Annotated in this window: 17 protein-coding genes; 7 read left to right on the top strand and 10 right to left on the bottom strand. The window is 68.8% G+C overall.

Going from position 1 to position 16991, the window contains the following annotated elements:
• Window positions 1–15: 15 nt before the first annotated feature.
• On the bottom strand, window positions 16–1272 hold the full coding sequence (gene urtA / locus H1D24_RS05340; RefSeq protein WP_181656190.1) for an urea ABC transporter substrate-binding protein: 1257 nt from the start codon (window positions 1270–1272) through the stop codon (window positions 16–18).
• A 492-nt stretch (window positions 1273–1764) separates the two neighbouring features.
• Here urtA and H1D24_RS05335 point away from each other — a divergent pair, with 492 nt between their 5' ends.
• Together H1D24_RS05335 and H1D24_RS05330 are read left to right on the top strand one after the other, a co-directional pair.
• Window positions 1765–2244 carry a MarR family winged helix-turn-helix transcriptional regulator gene (locus H1D24_RS05335; protein ID WP_181656189.1) on the top strand — a complete coding sequence of 160 codons (480 nt, stop codon included), beginning with the start codon at window positions 1765–1767 and terminating at the stop codon, window positions 2242–2244.
• Between the two features lie 90 nt (window positions 2245–2334).
• Window positions 2335–4017, top strand: coding sequence for a glycoside hydrolase family 13 protein (locus H1D24_RS05330; protein ID WP_181656188.1), 1683 nt, complete (start codon window positions 2335–2337; stop codon window positions 4015–4017).
• A gap of 219 nt (window positions 4018–4236) precedes the next feature.
• Here the strand turns inward: H1D24_RS05330 and H1D24_RS05325 are convergent, their stop codons facing one another.
• Together H1D24_RS05325 and H1D24_RS05320 are read right to left on the bottom strand one after the other, a co-directional pair.
• Complete coding sequence (locus H1D24_RS05325) at window positions 4237–4503, bottom strand: hypothetical protein (RefSeq protein ID WP_181656187.1); 267 nt, start codon at window positions 4501–4503, stop codon at window positions 4237–4239.
• A 74-nt stretch (window positions 4504–4577) separates the two neighbouring features.
• Entirely contained in the window at window positions 4578–4838 is a 261-nt protein-coding gene (locus H1D24_RS05320) for a hypothetical protein (RefSeq protein ID WP_181656186.1), read from the bottom strand.
• A 267-nt stretch (window positions 4839–5105) separates the two neighbouring features.
• Here H1D24_RS05320 and H1D24_RS05315 point away from each other — a divergent pair, with 267 nt between their 5' ends.
• Complete coding sequence (locus tag H1D24_RS05315; protein WP_181656185.1) at window positions 5106–5588, top strand: DUF5994 family protein; 483 nt, start codon at window positions 5106–5108, stop codon at window positions 5586–5588.
• A 120-nt stretch (window positions 5589–5708) separates the two neighbouring features.
• Here the strand turns inward: H1D24_RS05315 and H1D24_RS05310 are convergent, their stop codons facing one another.
• On the bottom strand, window positions 5709–6056 hold the full coding sequence (locus tag H1D24_RS05310) for a helix-turn-helix domain-containing protein (protein WP_181656184.1): 348 nt from the start codon (window positions 6054–6056) through the stop codon (window positions 5709–5711).
• Window positions 6057–6560: 504 nt separating this feature from the next.
• Between H1D24_RS05310 and H1D24_RS05305 the strand changes: the two genes are divergently transcribed.
• Complete coding sequence (locus H1D24_RS05305; RefSeq protein ID WP_181656183.1) at window positions 6561–6935, top strand: GvpU-like protein; 375 nt, start codon at window positions 6561–6563, stop codon at window positions 6933–6935.
• Window positions 6936–7092: 157 nt separating this feature from the next.
• Here the strand turns inward: H1D24_RS05305 and H1D24_RS05300 are convergent, their stop codons facing one another.
• The 5 genes from H1D24_RS05300 to H1D24_RS05280 all read right to left on the bottom strand — a co-directional run bounded on the left by H1D24_RS05300 (window position 7093) and on the right by H1D24_RS05280 (window position 11675).
• Entirely contained in the window at window positions 7093–7407 is a 315-nt protein-coding gene (locus H1D24_RS05300; protein WP_181656182.1) for an SCO5918 family protein, read from the bottom strand.
• Window positions 7408–7547: 140 nt separating this feature from the next.
• Entirely contained in the window at window positions 7548–9068 is a 1521-nt protein-coding gene (locus H1D24_RS05295) for a DEAD/DEAH box helicase (protein ID WP_181656181.1), read from the bottom strand.
• 299 nt (window positions 9069–9367) lie between these two features.
• Window positions 9368–9571 (bottom strand): cold-shock protein, encoded by a 204-nt coding sequence (locus H1D24_RS05290; RefSeq protein WP_037734387.1) that lies wholly within the window; start codon window positions 9569–9571, stop codon window positions 9368–9370.
• A gap of 509 nt (window positions 9572–10080) precedes the next feature.
• Entirely contained in the window at window positions 10081–10632 is a 552-nt protein-coding gene (locus tag H1D24_RS05285) for a tellurite resistance TerB family protein (protein ID WP_181656180.1), read from the bottom strand.
• A gap of 365 nt (window positions 10633–10997) precedes the next feature.
• Complete coding sequence (locus tag H1D24_RS05280) at window positions 10998–11675, bottom strand: SDR family NAD(P)-dependent oxidoreductase (RefSeq protein ID WP_181656179.1); 678 nt, start codon at window positions 11673–11675, stop codon at window positions 10998–11000.
• A 213-nt stretch (window positions 11676–11888) separates the two neighbouring features.
• Here H1D24_RS05280 and H1D24_RS05275 point away from each other — a divergent pair, with 213 nt between their 5' ends.
• Window positions 11889–12587 (top strand): TetR/AcrR family transcriptional regulator, encoded by a 699-nt coding sequence (locus H1D24_RS05275; protein ID WP_181656178.1) that lies wholly within the window; start codon window positions 11889–11891, stop codon window positions 12585–12587.
• Between the two features lie 203 nt (window positions 12588–12790).
• Here the strand turns inward: H1D24_RS05275 and H1D24_RS05270 are convergent, their stop codons facing one another.
• Window positions 12791–14059, bottom strand: a complete 1269-nt coding sequence (locus H1D24_RS05270) for an ROK family protein (protein ID WP_181656177.1) — start codon at window positions 14057–14059, stop codon at window positions 12791–12793.
• A gap of 218 nt (window positions 14060–14277) precedes the next feature.
• On the opposite strand from H1D24_RS05270, the gene H1D24_RS05265 reads away from it, so the two are divergent.
• Together H1D24_RS05265 and sigJ are read left to right on the top strand one after the other, a co-directional pair.
• Window positions 14278–15801 (top strand): glycosyl hydrolase family 28 protein, encoded by a 1524-nt coding sequence (locus tag H1D24_RS05265; protein WP_181656176.1) that lies wholly within the window; start codon window positions 14278–14280, stop codon window positions 15799–15801.
• A gap of 223 nt (window positions 15802–16024) precedes the next feature.
• Window positions 16025–16972: an RNA polymerase sigma factor SigJ gene (sigJ, locus tag H1D24_RS05260; protein ID WP_181656175.1), complete on the top strand. Its 948-nt coding sequence runs from the start codon at window positions 16025–16027 to the stop codon at window positions 16970–16972.
• Window positions 16973–16991: the final 19 nt, after the last annotated feature.

Below are 16991 nucleotides of genomic sequence, written 5' to 3'. Positions count from 1 at the left end.
GGACTGGAGTCGGACTCAGGAGAGGCCGGAGGCCCAGTCGTAGCCCTTCAGATACGGGTCCGGCTTGACCGGCTTGCCCGAGTTCCACACCTCGGTGATCAGCCCGTCCGAGCCGATCTTGCCGATCCGGGCCGTCTTGTAGACGTGCTGCGTGGCGCCGTCGACCGTGACCTTGCCCTCCGGGGCGTCGAAGGTGATGCCGTCGGCCGCCGCCTTGACCTTGGCGACGTCGAACGAGCCCGCCTTCTCGACCATCGCCTTCCACAGATAGACCGAGATGTACGCGGCCTCCATGGGGTCGCTGGTCGGCTTCTTGGCCCCGTACTCGGCCTGGTACGCCTTGACGAACTTCTCGTTCGCCGCGCCCGGGGTGGTCTCGTAGTAGTTCCACGCCGTGAGCTGGTCCTCGAGGTACTGCGTGCCGATGGACGCGACCTCCTCCTCGGCGATGGAGACCGACAGCACCGGCATGCTCTTCGCGGTGAGCCCCGCGGACTTGTACTCCTTGAAGAAGGCCACGTTGCTGTCGCCGTTGAGGGTGTTGAACACGGCGTCCGCGCCGGAGCCCTTGACCTCGTTGACGATCGTGCTGAACTCCGTGGAGCCCAGGGGCGCGTAGTCCTCGCCGACCACCGTCATGCCGTTGGCCTTCGCGTACGCCTTGATGATCTTGTTGGCGGTGCGCGGGAAGACGTAGTCGCTGCCGACCAGGTAGAGCCGCGTCAGGCCCTGCTTCTTGAGATAGTCGAGGGCCGGGACGATCTGCTGGTTGGTCGTCGCGCCGATGTAGAAGATGTACGGCGACTGTTCCAGGCCCTCGTACTGCACGGGGTAGAAGAGCGGCGACTTGTACTTCTCGAAGACCGGCTTGACGGCCTTGCGGCTGGCGGAGGTCCAGCAGCCGAACGTGGCCGCGACCTTGTCCTCCTTGATCAGGCTCTCCGCCTTCTCGGCGAAGGTCGGCCAGTCCGACGCACCGTCCTGGCTGACGGCCTTGAGCTTCTTGCCGAGCACGCCGCCGGCGGCGTTGATCTCCTTGACGGCCAGCAGCAGCGCGTTGTGCACCGTGACCTCGCTGATGGCCATGGTGCCCGACAGCGAGTTCAGCAGGCCGATCTTCACCGTGCTGCCGGAGGTGTCCGCCGTGGCCCCGGCCGCGTCCGATGACGTGCCGCTGCCGGTCTTCGCGCCGCAGGCGCTGAGGGCGGCGGACGCGCCGACGGCCGACGCGGCCGTCAGAAGTCCGCGTCTGGTGATGCTGAGCCCGGACATGGAATACCTCCTTGCCCAAGAAGGGCGGTGGGGAAATCGAGGACGAATCGGTGAGGTGGGTGGGGGGAATGAGAGGGAAATGGGGGAGGAGCGGAGCGGAGGGGGTTGGGGAAAGAGACACAAGGCGCTTCAGAGGCGGCGGCGTTGGCGCGCGAATTCCCTGCCGTCCAGTGGTGGTGTCCGGGCCGGATCCGCTGAAGTGCGGTCCACAGCCTGGGGGGATGTCGTTTCCAGGGCGTTTCGGCGGACTTAAAGAGCGGTTTCGCCTGGCGCACGGAACTGGCCGGTGAAAAAGAAAAGCCGCCACCAGAGATGCGTGCGTTCGGCATCTCGGCAACGGCTTCGATAACGGATTGGGGAAGGATAATTAATGCTTCCTGCGGGAAGTATTGGCTTTCCGTTGAAGGCTGTCAAGAGTGCGGATCCCGGCGGTACGCTGCTGGGGGTTCCCGCGCGGACCGGCGGGCCAAGGAACCGAGTTGAGGAGTGCCGATGGCCGCCCGGCCCCACGAACTGCTCCGGCTGCTGACGCGGGCCGAACGCCTCTCCGTACGCCGAGTGCAGTCCGTACTCGACGAGTTCGACTGCTCCATCGAGGCCTGGCGGGTGCTGGACCTGCTCTCCGACGGCCGGGGGCACAACATGTCGGCCATCGCCGACTGCGTCTTCCTGCCCATGTCCAGCCTCACCAAGATCGTCGACCAACTCGTCGACCAGAACCTGGTGTACCGGCGGATCGACCCCGCCGACCGGCGGCGCGTACTCGCCCAGCTCACCCCGCGCGGACTCCAGCGCCGACAGCAGATGGACCGTCAGATATGTGCGGTCCTTGTGGACTTGGGCCACCTGCTCACGCAGGACGGCGGGGAACAGCTCCGTACCCTCCTGGCGCGGCTCGCCGACGCACTCGGCGACCCGGACGCCGCGCTCACAACAGGTCGTACGGAGCTGACAGTTGGGCAAGAACGTTGAAGTCGAGGCTGTCCGCCTCCGCCAGGTAGATCACTTGAACCGCCGACGAACCCGATCCCGCCGCACCGAAGCACTCGCAAGGGAGACCGCGTGACCGAACGCTCCGCGTCCGCGCCCGACATCTCACCCAAGGACCCCAACTGGTGGCGCCAGGCCGTCATCTACCAGATCTATCCGCGCAGCTTCGCCGACGCCGACGGTGACGGCCTCGGTGACATCCGGGGCATCACCCACCGTCTGACACATCTGAGCACCCTCGGCGTCGACGCCCTGTGGCTCAGCCCTTTCTACCCGTCCGAACTCGCCGACGGCGGCTACGACGTCGCCGACCCCCGCGACGTCGACCCGCGCCTCGGCACGCTCGACGACTTCGACGCGATGGTCGCCGAGGCCCACCGCCTGGGCCTGAAGGTGCTGGTCGACATCGTCCCGAACCACACCTCCGACCAGCACGTCTGGTTCCAGGAGGCCCTGCGCTCCGGGCCGGGTTCGGCCGCACGCGACCGGTACGTCTTCCGGGACGGCCGAGGCGCCCACGGCGAACTCCCGCCCTCCGACTGGCAGTCCGTCTTCGGCGGCAGCGCGTGGCGGCAGGTGCCGGACGGGCAGTGGTACCTGCATCTGTTCGCCCCCGAGCAGCCCGACCTCGACTGGGACAACGAGGAGGTTCGCGCCGACTTCCGCACCACACTCCGCTTCTGGTCCGACCGCGGCGTCGACGGCTTCCGTATCGATGTCGCGCACGGTCTGGCCAAGGACCTCACGGAACCGCTGCGGGACCTCGGCGACGACCTGCAGGGCGAGGAAGCACTGGTCACCATGGCGGACGGCAGCCATCCGTTCTACGACCGGGACGAGGTCCACGAGATCTACCGCGACTGGCGCAAGGTCCTGGACGCCTACACGCCGCCGCGGATGGCGGTGGCCGAGGCGTGGGTGCCCAACCACCGGCGCGTGCTGTACGCCCGCGCGGACGAGCTCGGGCAGGCGTTCAACTTCGAGTACCTGAAGACCGGTTGGTCGGCCCGCGAACTGCGCGAGGTCATCACCGTCTCGCTGGACACGGCACGCGCCGCCGGTGCCTCCGCCACCTGGGTGCTGTCCAACCACGACGTGGTGCGGCACGCCTCACGGCTCGTCCTCCCCGAGGGCACCGACCCGGACGCATGGCTGCTGTCCGGCGGCCGTGCCCCCGCGATCGACGCGGCACGCGGACTGCGCCGGGCCCGCGCGGCGACCCTGCTCATGCTGGCGCTGCCAGGTTCCTCGTACGTCTACCAGGGCGAGGAACTGGGCCTGCCGGAGGTCGCGGACCTGCCCCCAGAGGTCCTCCAGGACCCCATCTGGGAGCAGACCGGCCATGTCCGCAAGGGCCGCGACGGCTGCCGCGTCCCGCTCCCGTGGACCCGCACCGGCCCGTCGTACGGCTTCGGCCCGGGCGCCGCCTGGCTGCCGCAGCCGGAGAGCTTCGCCTCCTACTCCGTCGAGGCCCAGGAAGAGGCCGAGGGCTCCACACTGGAGCTCTACCGCACGGCCCTGCGCCTACGCCGCAAACTGCTCGGCGACGAGTCGCTGACCTGGGCGGACAGCGCCCCGGGCGTACTGCAGTTCGTCCGCTCCGGCGGCTGGAGCTGCATCACGAACCTGTCCCGCGAACCGGTCCCCCTGCCCCCGGGCGAACTCCTCCTGACCAGCACACCACTCGAGAACGGCCACCTCGGCCCGGACACCACGGCCTGGCTCGGCACGACGCCACAGCGACCCGGCACCTGACGGTTCAGCGCCCTTCCCGTCCTTCTCGCCGTTCCCGTCCTTCCCGTCCTTCTTGCCGTTCCCGTCTTCTCGCGCGCCGGCCCGCGTCGGCCCGCGCCGGCCAGGGCCCTGCCGGTCACGGGCCGGGGGATCGATGCCCCGGCCCCTGACGCACGACGCCCGCCCAGCCGCCGCGGCATTGCGCCGGGCGGCCGTGACGGCGGGATGCTGCCCGGTGCTTCAGCCGCGTTCTTCCTCCGCCTCCATGAACCGGATGCCCTCGTGGGTCAGCGAGACGGTTGCGGGTGTCTTGTGCGATGTCCAGTCGACGGTGATCAGGCCTTCGCCGACCAGGTAGGCGCAGGCTGCGAACAGGTCCTCGTCGGGCATACCGAGCTCGTCGCGGAGTGCGGATCCGCTGACCTCGGGACGGTTGGCTGCGACGGCCGCGTACAGAGAATTCATGACCGCCTGCCGGTAGTTCTTGCGTTCACGCAGTGTCGCCATGGCTGTCGCTCTCCCGATCGTGGCCGGCGGTGCGGGCGCGCGGGTGTGAGGCCGGGCTTTTTGCGGCCCTCCGGTCACACTTCGTCCGCCTGTTGGTGATCCTCGAAGGACGACTGGCTCGTGGCCAGCCAGGTCCGTGCGGGCTCCGCGGCGTTCGTGGTGTCGATGGTGAGATGAAGGCGGGTCGCCCCTTCGTCGCCGGCGGGGTAGCTGCGCTGTTCGGTCGAGGAGAAGCAGCGGCGGAGCACTTCGGCGACGCGACGAGCGACCTCGGGCGTCGCCGCGACGATACGGACCTCGGCGTGGCCCGCGGAAGGCAGTGGTTCGTGATCCATGGCCTACCTCCTGCAGGGCGGCGGCGCTGAGGGTGGATGAGGTCGCCGCTGCACATGTCCGGGTCGGGGCACAAAGCGCCGCACTCCCACGTAGGCCCCTTCTGCAGCGTATGCCCGGTCCCGTGGTGCCTGCCCGCCGAACGGGCACCGGCGGTCACGGTCACGGAGGTTCCCGGAGGGCCGACGCTCGTCGGCACGCGGAGTAGCGTGGTAGCGGCGAATCCCTGTTCGCAGACGCACCGATCTCGAAGACGGGCGGTCCTCCTCATGGCCGGCTCCGACACACCCTCCGCCCTCGGGCATCTGCCGAGCAGCGTCCGAGAGGCCCTGAAGCCGGGGAGCGCGCTCCTCCGCCTGGAGACGACGCCGTCACGCGAGGGCATCCTCGACGGAGCGTGGTGGCCGCGGTCACGCGACATCGTGGGCGAGCTGCCCGCTCTGGTGCGAGCCCTCACCGAGCACCTGGGCCCGGTCACCCGCGTGGGCCTCGACGCTGCGGCCTGGGAAGCGCTTCCGACACGTCTGGTCGTCGATGACCGCGTGGTGCACATCGACTCCTCCCCGATCGGTGACGACACCGTTTTGATCACCAGAGGCGACCAGGACCACTTCTCGCTGCTGGTGGTCCCCCCGCACGCGACACCGGATGCGGCGCACGCCGCGATGGCCCAGGCTGTCCGGGCCGACAATGTCACCCAGGCGGAACAGATCCTGATCGACACGGCAACCGGGCTGGAAACCTCGACCTGACCTGGCCGTGTCATCGACCGCCCCGTGTGGGCGCGGCGCACGGTGTTCGGGTGGACGGCACAGGTGCCGCCAGGCTCTCGCGGGACGCTGTTCGAGCCGACCGGCCCGGCGCCCACGTGATCAGCTGGAACCGGGCGCGCTGTCGGCCGCTTCGTTCGCGGCACGGCGGTACTCGGCGTTGATGCGCTGAGCTTCCTCGAGCTGGTCCTCAAGGATGATGATGCGGCAAGCAGCCTCGATGGGAGTGCCCTTGTCGACGAGCTCGCGGGCGCGAGCGGCGATCCGCAGTTGGTAGCGGGAGTACCGGCGGTGCCCGCCCTCCGAGCGGAGGGGAGTGATCAGTCGGGCCTCACCGATGGCTCGGAGGAAGCCCGGGGTGGTGCCGAGCATCTCCGCGGCTCGGCCCATCGTGTACGCGGGGTAGTCGTCGTCGTCCAGACGACCGCTGAGCGGAGTATCTGCTGTCATGTCACCTCGTAGTGCAACGCGTCGAGGGGCCCTGGCGCCGTACGGCACCAGGGCCCCGAAGGAAATTCAACACCATCTGTCGGCCCTACTGCTGTGCCGACCTTCTGTTTCCGCTACCCGGCCCGGCAGACGGGCGGGGTGTGCGGGGATCGCGGCTGCGTGACCGGGGACCACCTTCCATTCCGGGGTCTTGCGGTACCCGGACCGAATGCTTCTCGGGCCGGGCGATCCTGATGGCGTCTGCTCCTCCGTCCTTCCTCTGAATCAACCACTTGCAGAACTGGTACTGCGGTACTACCACCCGCCAGTTCGTGTCTGCCGGGTCTCTTCTGACCGTGTCTTCGAGAGAAACCTTAACCAGCCCAAGGGTCAATGTCTACTCCAGCAAAAGTAGATTTCAGCTCTCGTGGGCCGTAGGTATGAGGCAGCTGTCTCTCAACGCCCCCGAAGCCGCCTCACGCCCAGGGGTCCGCCCGGACCGGCCGCTGAATAGAATGGGCTCTCATGCCGAACGCTGACGAGCTGCTGGTCGCCATCTGCGCCATGGTGGAGTCCGAGCAGAGCAATCAGATGTCACTGACCGTGGTCGTCGGCGGTGCCGTCATCACAGGCCGACTGGCTCCCGAAGCCGTGTGGAGGGAGCGTGTGTCGGAGGTCCTGAGGGACTCCGACCGTCTCGGCCCGTTCGCCGACGTCTTCACCTTCGACCGGCGAGAGGACCGGCCCGACCGGGGCGAGGCGCCCACGCATCTGCACTTCCATCTCGCCAGGATCCTGCAGGGCACCCTCGGTATTCCCGAGACGGGCGGAATGTACCGCGTCGCGATCAAGGGCGTCAGCGCCTGGACCGTGGGCGATTTCAGCTACTCCGACAAGTAGGACGCTGTTGACGCCCTCCAGCTGTCACCGCCGCTCGGTTGGCGCCCTCTACTGGCCGGGAGTTTCCGGGAGGAGGACGACGAGAAGCGGTGAGGGCCCTGCCGACAGGTGTCGGCAGGGCCCTCACCGCTGACCTGATGGCGGTCTCCGCCCGTCCTCACACTTCCAGGGGGACGGGGCTGCCGAGCAGCGCCGACGCGGTCTGGAGCGGGGTGAGGACACGCACGGGCGCGGCCTCGGGGTGGTCGTGGCACGTGAAGCCCAGGCGGGCCATGGCCCGGATGACCTCCCCGCTGGTGAAGTCGCGGCGGTCCTGTCGGGTGATGACTTCGCCTACTTGCTTGACGGGGTAGCGGCGGCGGCCGATGGTCACGGACTCACCCGTGATGAGCTCGGGCTTGACGCCCTTCATCGAGGCCAGCACTCCGCTCTTGGAGAGGTCGAACGGGTACCGGGCGATGACACAGCGCATGATGCCTCACAGACAGAAGGAGAAAGGGCCGGCCGGGGCGAGGTGGATCAGCGGGTGAGGGTGCGAATGCCCAGGGCCCGGCCATGCTGCCCGACGGCGGCGGGTCGAGCGCGGGGCAGGCGGGACTTTCGACACACGCCCTAGGCCGCCGGGTCGAAGGCGGACTGCCGCTGCGCCCTACGGCGCGCCGCTTCACCGGTGGGCCGGGCCTGGCCGGTGCGGCCACGGCCGCCCCGGGACGAAGAAGACGCGGTGCGGCGGGGACGTTCCGCGGCCGGCACGGTGATGACGACCGGGACACCGGAAGGGGCCTGGGCCCCTGTGATGCGGCTCAGCTCCGCCTCACCGGAACGTACTCGGGTGATCTGCGGGGTGATGCCGGCCGAAGCCATCAGCCGGCTCATGCCGCGGCGCTGGTCGGGGGTCACCAGGGTGACGACGCTGCCGGACTCGCCGGCGCGGGCCGTCCGGCCGCCGCGGTGCAGGTAGTCCTTGGGGTCGCTTGGCGGATCCACGTTGACGACCAGGTCGAGGTTGTCGACGTGGATGCCGCGCGCCGCGACATTGGTCGCCACCAGTACCGTCACATGCCCGCTCTTGAACTGCGCGAGGGTCCTCGTGCGTTGCGGCTGGGACTTGCCACCGTGCAGGGCCGCGGCCCGGACGCCGCTGCTCAGCAGGTGCTTGGTCAGCCGGTCCACTGCGTGCTTGGTGTCCAGGAACATGATCACCCGGCTGTCTCGGGCCGCGATCTCGGTGGTCGTCCGATGCTTGTCCGCGTCGTGCACATGGAGTACGTGGTGCTCCATCGTGGTGACCGCACCCGCCGACGGGTCGACGGAGTGGACCACCGGGTCGGTCAGATAGCGGCGGACCAGCAGGTCGACGTTGCGGTCAAGGGTGGCCGAGAAGAGCAACCGCTGCCCCTCGGGACGCACTTGGTCGAGCAGGGCGGTGACGTGGGGCATGAAGCCCATGTCGGTCATCTGGTCGGCCTCGTCGAGGACGGTGATGCCGACGTCGTTCAGCCGGCAGTCGCCACGGTCGATGAGGTCCTTGAGCCGCCCCGGCGTCGCGACGACGACCTCCACCCCGGCACGCAGCGCACCGGCCTGTTTGCCGATCGACATCCCGCCGACGACGGTGGCCAGTCGCAGCCCCACAGAGCGGGCGTACGGAGTGAGGGCGTCGGTGACCTGCTGGGCGAGCTCGCGGGTGGGTACGAGGACGAGGGCCAGCGGCTGCCGCGGCTCGGCGCGCCGGCCCTCTGTACGGGCCAGCAGCGCGAGGCCGAAGGCGAGAGTCTTGCCTGAACCGGTGCGGCCGCGGCCGAGTACGTCACGGCCGGCCAATGAGTTCGGCAGGGTCGCCGCCTGGATCGGGAACGGTACGGTCACGCCTTCGTGGCCAAGTGCTGCCAGCAACCTCGTCGGCATGGCGAGATCGGCGAACGACTCGACGGCGGGCAGGGCGGGCGTGATCGTCGCAGGCAACGCGAACTCGCCTGGTGCTGCGGCCTGTCGGTGTCCGTAGCCCTTGGGGCGGCGCTGCGCACCGGAGCCGTTGGCAGCAGTGGCTCCTATGCGGCTGCCGCTCCTTCCGGAGCCCGAACTCCCCGTGCGAGTGCGGGAGAATCGATCGTTTGTGCGTGCGCGGTTCATACGGAACCTTCCTTGATGTGGCACGTATCAAGGAATTCCCGCAGCGAATGAGCAGCCCAGAAATCGCAAGAACGAGCCAAAGATGATGGGGCCGGATCGGATATTCCACCCGGTCGGCTCTGGTGAATTTATGCCGAGATGAAATTCATGCCGAGCGCGCTGGGTATAGGGTGGAGCATTCGCGTAAGGGGTGGAGCGTTCCCGTAAGGGGTGGAGCATTCCCGTAAGGCACCCTGAAATGCAGCGAGCTGGGGCCCGCACCCCAAGGTGCGGGCCCCAGCTGCGGAGTAGGCGTCGCGTCAGGCGGGAACGATGTTCTCGGCCGTCGGGCCCTTCTGGCCCTGCGCGATGTCGAACGTCACCTTCTGGCCTTCCGACAGCTCGCGGAAGCCCTGGGTGGCGATGTTCGAGTAGTGGGCGAAGACGTCGGCGCCGCCGCCGTCCTGCTCGATGAAGCCGAATCCCTTTTCCGCGTTGAACCACTTCACGGTGCCAGAGGCCATGTTGAATCTCCTTCGGGGCGGTGCTCGGAGTTCGCCCTGTGCGGACTCCGTGTCGCCGTGATGATCACCCCGCCGGAAAAATAACCGGGCACACGAAAATGCTCCACCGGTCCATAAACCGGTGCGGAGGCCTAAAGCTTTTGGTAACCACAACTGCAACTGAGATCGACAGTAGCACGGCGCGATCGGTCATGCACGGTCAATAATTCCGCTCCGCCCGTGGACGGAGGAATCCTCATCGCGCATCACGGGAATCCTCATCGGGCATCGCGTCGATTTCTCATTTCATGGCCATAGATATTGGCCCGCCCGGACCGCAGCGTTTCTGCCAAGGTGGACGTGCGGCGGGGGCCGATACCGCGCTCACGACGTCGCGGGTCGCGGCCAGTACGAACGCCACGCCGCTGGTCGGTACTCGGCTCCGCGCTCGAAAGCGGGAGTCCTGAGCGGGGCAGCAGCCGTCCGCTCGCGTCCGCCGAGTGGTCCGGCACCTACGGCGGTGCGTGTCGTCAGATGCCGAACTCCTGCGTGGACAGGCCGAGTACCGAGCACGCCTCGCGCAGGATCTGCTCCTCGGTCGGCGCGACGTATCCGTCCGCACCCGCGACGACGAAGCCGGTCTGCACGACCGCCCTCGCCTCCGTCGGCTTCTTCGCAGCCTTGGCGATCTCCTGCAGGGCCTCGGCCTTGCCCTGCTGGAAGTTGAGCGCCAGCTGGTCGACGTGCTTGTTGAAGCGCTGCCGCAACTGGTCGGGCGGGAAGTTCTGCAGAACGTCGTTGTGGAGGATCAGAGACTCCACATGCTGCCGCTCGGCCGGGTCGACATGCCCGTCGGCGGCGGCGACCAGGGCGCACATGGCCATGCTGGCGTCCCGGTAGGCGCCGCTTTTCAGCTCCGTCTTGAGGGAAGTGAGCTGGGACTTGAGCGTGTTCACCAGCTGCGCCCGTGATCCCCCGGCGGACCCTGCGCCGGGTCGCCCGTGTCCGCCGGCGCCCCTCGCCCCCTGCGCCTGCTGCTGCAGACCCTTGGCCTGGTCCTTGATCCGATCCCACATCGCCATCCGTGCCACCTCGGCTTCAGCCCATGTCGTTCCGGTCGTCCGCGTGCGTTCCGCGTTTCCTCCTGCCAACTCCTCCCAGCCCTCCGAAGTTCCATGGCCGGCCTCCGGTCTCGCGGAGTGTGGCACCGGTGCTCACGGAAGGGAGCGCCTGCCCCGACGTGTGCGCCGGGACACGCACCGGGATCAGGCCCTCTCCCGTGCGCGGGCCGTGGGGTCAGGCCGGCGCGATCCTGGTCTCCGCGACTTCCGCTGGTGCTGCGCTCCGGGGCTTCGTCCGGCATTGCGGACGCGATGCCGGACGGAGCTGCTCGCGGGACTTGGTGTGGGTTCGACGAGGGGGTCCGGTCAGGACAGCCGGTGCGCTGTCAGAGGCTGAAGACGCGCTCGGCCTCGTCACGGTGAGTGGTGTGCAACTCCCAGTAGACGGGGGAGATCTCCTCGGGCTGGGCCGTCGGGAAGCCGGGGACGACCGACATGCCGATCGACACGTCGATGCCGACGTGGGCGGCCTGGATGCCGGTGCCGGCCAGCTCCTTGTGCAGGTTGATCGCCCAGTTGCGCAGGGCCGCGGCGGCGGCGTTGACGTTGCCGACCTGCGGGACGGGGTCGATCGAGCCGGCGCCGGTGGTGTAGAGCAGGGTGCCCGCGCCGGCCTCGCGCATCGCCGGCAGCACCGCCTTCGTGGCGGCGATGGCCCCGTAGAGCTGGAACTCCATCTCGTGCTGCACGTGAGACGGGTCGGTCTCGGACGGAGTCGTCAGAGCGGTGGAGCCGAAAGTCCCCACCGGGGAGTACTCCAGGACGTCGATCCCGCCGAACTGCGCGGCGGCGTCCTTGAGCGCCTGGGTGAGCGCGTCGCGGTCGAGTACGTCCGCGGGGAACGCGGTGGCGGTGATGCCCTCGGCGGTGAGTCGGCCCACGAGACCGTCGAGCTTCTCGCGATTACGGGAGATCAGGGCGACGTCGAAGCCCTGGGAGCCGAAGGTGCGGGCGATGGCCAGGCCCAGCTGGGGGCCGGCTCCGATGATGGCGATGCTGGTCACAGCATTCCTTTCGTAAGACCTTGTCGGGGATATCGGTGTGTCGGGCGAGGGCGAGAGCTCCTTGCCGCCGGTGCAGGCACACACCAGGCGCCACGAGGCGCCCTCGATTCGGATAGGGCTATCCGATTTCGAACCGGATAGCCCTATCTGGTTCGCCGTGACCACCGTACCACCAAAAACGGATAGGGCAATCCGATTGTTAGACTCGCCGGCATGAACCCTGGCGCCCAGCCCCCCGACAACCCCGCCACCCAGCCCCTGCGCAGCGACGCCGAGCGCAACAGGGGCAGGATCATCGCTGCCGGGCGCACGGTGTTCGGGCGCGACGGCCTGAACGCCTCCATGGCCTCCGTGGCCCGTGAGGCAGGAGTGGGGATCGCCACCATCCTCCGCCACTTCCCCGCGAAGGAGGACCTGGTCGCCGCCGTCTTCCTCGACCGCATGGAGGCCTACGCCGACGCGGTCGCCGTCGCCCTCGACGACCCCGACCCCTGGAACGGATTCACCGGCTACATCGAGGCCGCCTGTGCGATGCAGGCCGCCGACTACGGCTTCGCCGACGTCCTGACCATGACCTTCCCCACCGCCAAGGCTCTGGAGAAGCGCCGCAACGAGGCGTACGAGGCCATGGTGGAGCTCATCAACCGTGCCAAGGCGACGGGCCGTCTGCGCGAGGACTTCGACCCCTCGGACCTGGTGCTGATCCACATGGCCAACGCCGGCGTCGTCAACGCCTGCGGCGATGCTGCTCCCGATGCCTGGCGACGCGTCGTCGCCCTGATGATCCAGTCCTTGGAGGCCCCTGCCCGCGGCCCCCTGCCCGCCTCGCCCGAGCACGACAGCCTATACAAGGCCATGCTCCGCGCCAGCCCGGCAGGCGTCACCTCGCCGGAGCCGCGGAAGAGCAGCTGAGCCGCACTCGACGCGGACGCGGAAGTGCGTGGCAACAAACAATTCGTTGTGCTGGCGCCGTTGCGCGGACCTGATCGCACTGCTGTTGACCGCAGTTGTCCGCTCTTACGGGCACGCTGTGGGCACGGCTTCGAAGAACGGCGGGCAAGGCGCGGGTACGCCAGCGCGGTGGAGCGGCGCTGTCACCTGCAAAGCGTGTCGCGTCACGATGCTCCCCCGCTGTCCACCTCCTCGGCGCCCAGGCCCGCCACGCCGGACCGCGTGGTCGTCCCCACGGTCATACGGTTGAGTGCCGCCGCCAGGTCCGGGGCTTCGCCGAGCACGAGCGCGGCACCGCCGAGCGCGCCGACCCGCGCCCCGATCCCCAGTTCGGCCGGGACCACGTCCACGTCGCGGACCAGCGACAGCGCGTACCGGCGGATCGCCGCCCTCATGGGTTCGAGCAGCACACCTCCGGCCAGGGACAACTCGCCGCCCACCACGATGCGTTCGGGGTTGAGCAGGTTGCACAGGTTGGCAAGCACCTGGCCGACCACGGCACCTACGTCGGAGAAGACGGCCTCCCCCGCCCGGTCGCCGGCCGCCGTCCGGACCAATATCTCGTCCAGTCCGATACCTTCTCCGAAGGCCGGTCGCAGCGCGGCGAGCACGGCCGGTATGCCGGCGTGCAGGACCAGGCAGCCGCGGTTGCCACACCGGCACGTCGGCCCGTCGAGGCTCACCGACACGTGTCCCAGTTCCCCCGCCGCCCCGATCGCGCCGCGGTGGAGCCGTCCGTCGAGGATCAGACCGGCGGCGATGCCGTTGGACAGCCCGACGTACAGCAGGTTCCGCACGCCGCGCCCCGCCCCCCAGCGCGCCTCGGCGACGGCCTCCAGGCGAGTGTTGTTCTCCACGGCGACGGGCAGGCCGAGCGCTCGCTCGAACTCCTGGACCACGTGGATGTGCGACCAGGGCTGGCCCGGCAGGGAGACGCCGACCACCCCGGTGGTGTGGTCGATCGGACCGGGCACTCCGATGCCCGCCCCGATGATCTGGCCGGGCAGCAACCCGTGATCGTCCAGGAGTTCGTGCAGGATGCCGACGCCGGCGGTGATGCGTTCGGCGGGACCGCACGCGGGGTCCAGGGCGGCGCCCCGGCTCGCGATCTCATGTGAGGAGAGATCGCGGAGATGGACCCAGACGCCGTCGAAGGTGTGGTTCACGCCGGCCACGGCGGCCGCGCGCGGATGGACCGAGAGGAGGTCCCGGGCCCGTCCGTCGTGGCCTTCGTCTGGCTCCTCGTCGGACTGGACGACCAGCCCACGGGCCATCAGGTCGTTGACGATCGTCGAGACCGTGGTCCGGGAGATGCGCGCCCGGCGCGCGAGAGCGGCACGGTGCAGGGGGCCGCAGGCCAGGAGGAGGGCCAGCAACTGCTCCTCGTTGGTACGGCGCAGACTGCGCAGGGATCCTCCGGGCTTTTGGCTCATGGAGTCCGAGGCTACCCAATTGTTTCGAAAGTGAGTCAACACTCTTGACACACATTTCCGTGTGACCGCAAGCTCAGCCGACCCCAACGCCATATCTGTACGAAAGGTGGGGCTTCGCCTGCACGCTCCGGCGGCCGGCCGCGCAGGGCGGCCGCAGCGCAGGACGCTCCACCTCCGGACGCAGGCGGCCACCCACGCGTGTTTCTCAAGGAGTCCCCATGAGCTCGTCCCTGTCCCGCCGGTCCACCCTCCAGGCCGCCGGAGCCCTCGCCATGGCCGGTTTGGCCAGCGGCATCGCGGGCACCACGCAGGCCGCTGCGGCGGAGGAGACCGATAGCGCCGGCGACAGAGTCGTCATCCACCCGACCCTCCCGTCGGTGCCGGTCAACAACGCCTTCACCGTCAAGGTCCGTCCGCTCGGCGGCGCCTGGGAGCGAGTCGGCGTGTACCTGGCCAAGCTCGCGCTGATAGACGCCACCACCGGCAGCAACAGGGCTCAGAACTCCTCCGTGGCCATGTTCGACTTCTCCGGCACCGTCGAGGTCGAGGTCACCTACAACCCGGGCGCCTTCGAGAAGGTCCGCATCCGCCCGGACTCGTACGGCATCAAGCCCGAGGTGCTCGGCAGCACCGTGCGCTTCACCCTGGACCGGCCCCGCAACGTCGTCGTCCAGGTCGACGACAAGATCTTCGACTGCCTGCACCTGCTCGCGAACCCGATCGAGCAGGACGTGCCCGCCGAGGGCGACAAGAACGTCATGTACTTCGGGCCCGGCTTCCACACTCCCCCCAACGGGGAGCTGAAGGTGCCGAGCAACACCACCGTCTACCTGGCTCCGGGTGCGGTCGTCCAGGCCTTCGTGGACATCCAGGGGGTGGAGAACTCCCGGGTGATCGGCCGTGGCGTGCTCTACAACTCCAAGTGGGGCGCGATGCTCATCCGCAAGTGCGAGAACGTCACCATCGACGGCGTCACGATCCTCAACCCCCGCTACGAGAACATCAGGGTCGCCGAGTCCCAGAACATCGACATCAAGAACCTGCGCGCCTTCAGCCACCAGGGGTGGGGCGACGGCATCCAGCTCTACTGCTCCGAGAACGTCACGATCGACGGCTGCTTCCTGCGCACGTCCGACGACTCCATCGCCCTCTACACCCACCGCTGGGACTTCTACGGCGACACCCGCAACATCACCGTCAAGAACTGCACCCTCTGGGCCGACGTCGCCCACCCGATCAACATCGGCGTGCACGGCAACTCCGACACCCCCGAGATGCTGGAGAACCTGCGCTACGAGAACATCGACATCCTCGACCACCGCGAGCCGCAGGTGACCTACCAGGGCGCCATCGCCTTCATGGTCGGCGACAGCAACCTCGTCCGGGACGTCAGGTTCGACAACATCCGCGTGGAGGACTTCCGCTGGGGCCAGCTCATCCACATGCGGGTCGAGTACAACCCGAAGTACAACACCTCGGCAGGCCGCGGCATCGAGAACGTCTACGTCAAGGACCTCAGCTACAACGGCAAGAACGCCGACCTCTCGATGATCGTCGGCCTCGACGCCGAGCACGTCGTCAAGGACGTCACCTTCGAGAACCTCCGCGTCAACGGCAGGGTGATCGCCGACAGCACGGGCAAGCCGCGCTGGTACCTGGCCTCCGACGGGGTGCCCATGTTCGTCAACGAGCACGTACAGAACCTCCGCTTCCTCACCACCGAGGAGGCCGCAGCCCTGTAACCGCCGGCGCCCTGTAACCGCCGGCGGTCGGCCCCGGCGTCCTCCCGAGGGGACGCCGGGGCCGACCGCCGCACGACTGAGGCGCGGCACCGTGCCTCCTGCGGCGCAGCCGACGAGTGATCAGGCCTGCGGGACGTGGCAACTCAGGTGGTCGACTTCGCCGGCGCCGTCGCCGTCGCCGACCCGGCCGACGAGAGCGCGCCGGGAGAGCTAGGATCCGGGCATGGCCATGACCATGAGCGACGTGGACCGGTTCGAGGCGTCAAGGCCCCGCCTGGAGGCCATCGCCTACCGCCTCCTCGGCTCCGCGAGCGAGGCCGAGGACGCCGCGCAGGAGACGTTCCTGCGCTGGCAGGCCGCCGACGTCGACCACATCGAGGTCCCCGAGGCCTGGCTGACGAAGGTTCTCACCAACCTGTGCCTCAACCAGCTCACCTCGGCCCGCGCGCGGCGCGAGACCTATGTGGGCCAGTGGCTCCCCGAGCCGCTGCTCGCCGGGGACCCGATGCTCGGCCCGGCCGACACCGCCGAACAGCGCGAATCGGTCTCGTACGCGGTGCTCGCCCTACTGGAGCGCCTCTCCCCGAACGAGCGGGCGGTGTACGTGCTGCGGGAGGCCTTCGACTACCCGCACCGGGAGATCGCCGGGATCCTCGACATCACCGAGGCCGCCAGCCAGCAGATCTTCCACCGCGCCAAGAAGCACATCGCGGACGGCAAGGCCCGCACCGAGATCGACGAGGCCGCCGCCCGGCGGATCGTCGACGAGTTCCTCGCGGCCGCCACCAGCGGACGGACCGAGCCGCTCGTACGGCTGCTCACTCAGGACGCCATCTCGATCGGCGACGGCGGCGGGAAGGTCCCGGCCCGCGCCAAGGCGTTCGAGGGCGCCCTCGCGGTCGCGAAGTTCATGCGGGGCCTGTTCAAACCCGGCAAGGCCAAGCGCGCCCTGGTCGGCGGCTCACCGGAGGTCTACGCCACGACCGCCAACGGCGACCCCGCCATCGTGGCGGTCTTCGACGGCCGGGTCATCGGGGTCATGTGCCTGGAGGTCACCGCCGAGGGCATCGCCGCGTTCCGCAACCAGGTCAACCCCGACAAGCTCGACCGCGCGACCCAGCGGTGGGCGGCCGCCGACCACGGCGAACCCCTGATTCGCGCCGCCTTCTGACCCGGTGATCCAGACGTTC

It is taken from the genome of Streptomyces himalayensis subsp. himalayensis, from assembly GCF_013778455.1.
Taxonomy (GTDB): Bacteria; Actinomycetota; Actinomycetes; order Streptomycetales; family Streptomycetaceae; genus Streptomyces; species Streptomyces himalayensis.
Note: the sequence above shows the minus strand (reverse complement) of the source record. Positions and strands in the feature narration are given on the sequence as shown.

Excerpts from the sequence above, each read along its gene's own strand:
- H1D24_RS05270 (WP_181656177.1), bottom strand. The coding sequence starts at position 14,059 with ATGAGCCAAAAGCCCGGAGGATCCCTGCGCAGTCTGCGCCGTACCAAC.
- H1D24_RS05320 (WP_181656186.1), bottom strand. The coding sequence starts at position 4,838 with ATGGATCACGAACCACTGCCTTCCGCGGGCCACGCCGAGGTCCGTATC.
- H1D24_RS05315 (WP_181656185.1), top strand. The coding sequence starts at position 5,106 with ATGGCCGGCTCCGACACACCCTCCGCCCTCGGGCATCTGCCGAGCAGC.
- H1D24_RS05325 (WP_181656187.1), bottom strand. The coding sequence starts at position 4,503 with ATGGCGACACTGCGTGAACGCAAGAACTACCGGCAGGCGGTCATGAAT.
- H1D24_RS05275 (WP_181656178.1), top strand. The coding sequence starts at position 11,889 with ATGAACCCTGGCGCCCAGCCCCCCGACAACCCCGCCACCCAGCCCCTG.
- H1D24_RS05290 (WP_037734387.1), bottom strand. The coding sequence starts at position 9,571 with ATGGCCTCTGGCACCGTGAAGTGGTTCAACGCGGAAAAGGGATTCGGC.
- urtA (WP_181656190.1), bottom strand. The coding sequence starts at position 1,272 with ATGTCCGGGCTCAGCATCACCAGACGCGGACTTCTGACGGCCGCGTCG.
- H1D24_RS05300 (WP_181656182.1), bottom strand. The coding sequence starts at position 7,407 with ATGCGCTGTGTCATCGCCCGGTACCCGTTCGACCTCTCCAAGAGCGGA.
- H1D24_RS05310 (WP_181656184.1), bottom strand. The coding sequence starts at position 6,056 with ATGACAGCAGATACTCCGCTCAGCGGTCGTCTGGACGACGACGACTAC.
- H1D24_RS05295 (WP_181656181.1), bottom strand. The coding sequence starts at position 9,068 with ATGAACCGCGCACGCACAAACGATCGATTCTCCCGCACTCGCACGGGG.
- H1D24_RS05305 (WP_181656183.1), top strand. The coding sequence starts at position 6,561 with ATGCCGAACGCTGACGAGCTGCTGGTCGCCATCTGCGCCATGGTGGAG.
- sigJ (WP_181656175.1), top strand. The coding sequence starts at position 16,025 with ATGGCCATGACCATGAGCGACGTGGACCGGTTCGAGGCGTCAAGGCCC.
- H1D24_RS05335 (WP_181656189.1), top strand. The coding sequence starts at position 1,765 with ATGGCCGCCCGGCCCCACGAACTGCTCCGGCTGCTGACGCGGGCCGAA.
- H1D24_RS05285 (WP_181656180.1), bottom strand. The coding sequence starts at position 10,632 with ATGGCGATGTGGGATCGGATCAAGGACCAGGCCAAGGGTCTGCAGCAG.
- H1D24_RS05265 (WP_181656176.1), top strand. The coding sequence starts at position 14,278 with ATGAGCTCGTCCCTGTCCCGCCGGTCCACCCTCCAGGCCGCCGGAGCC.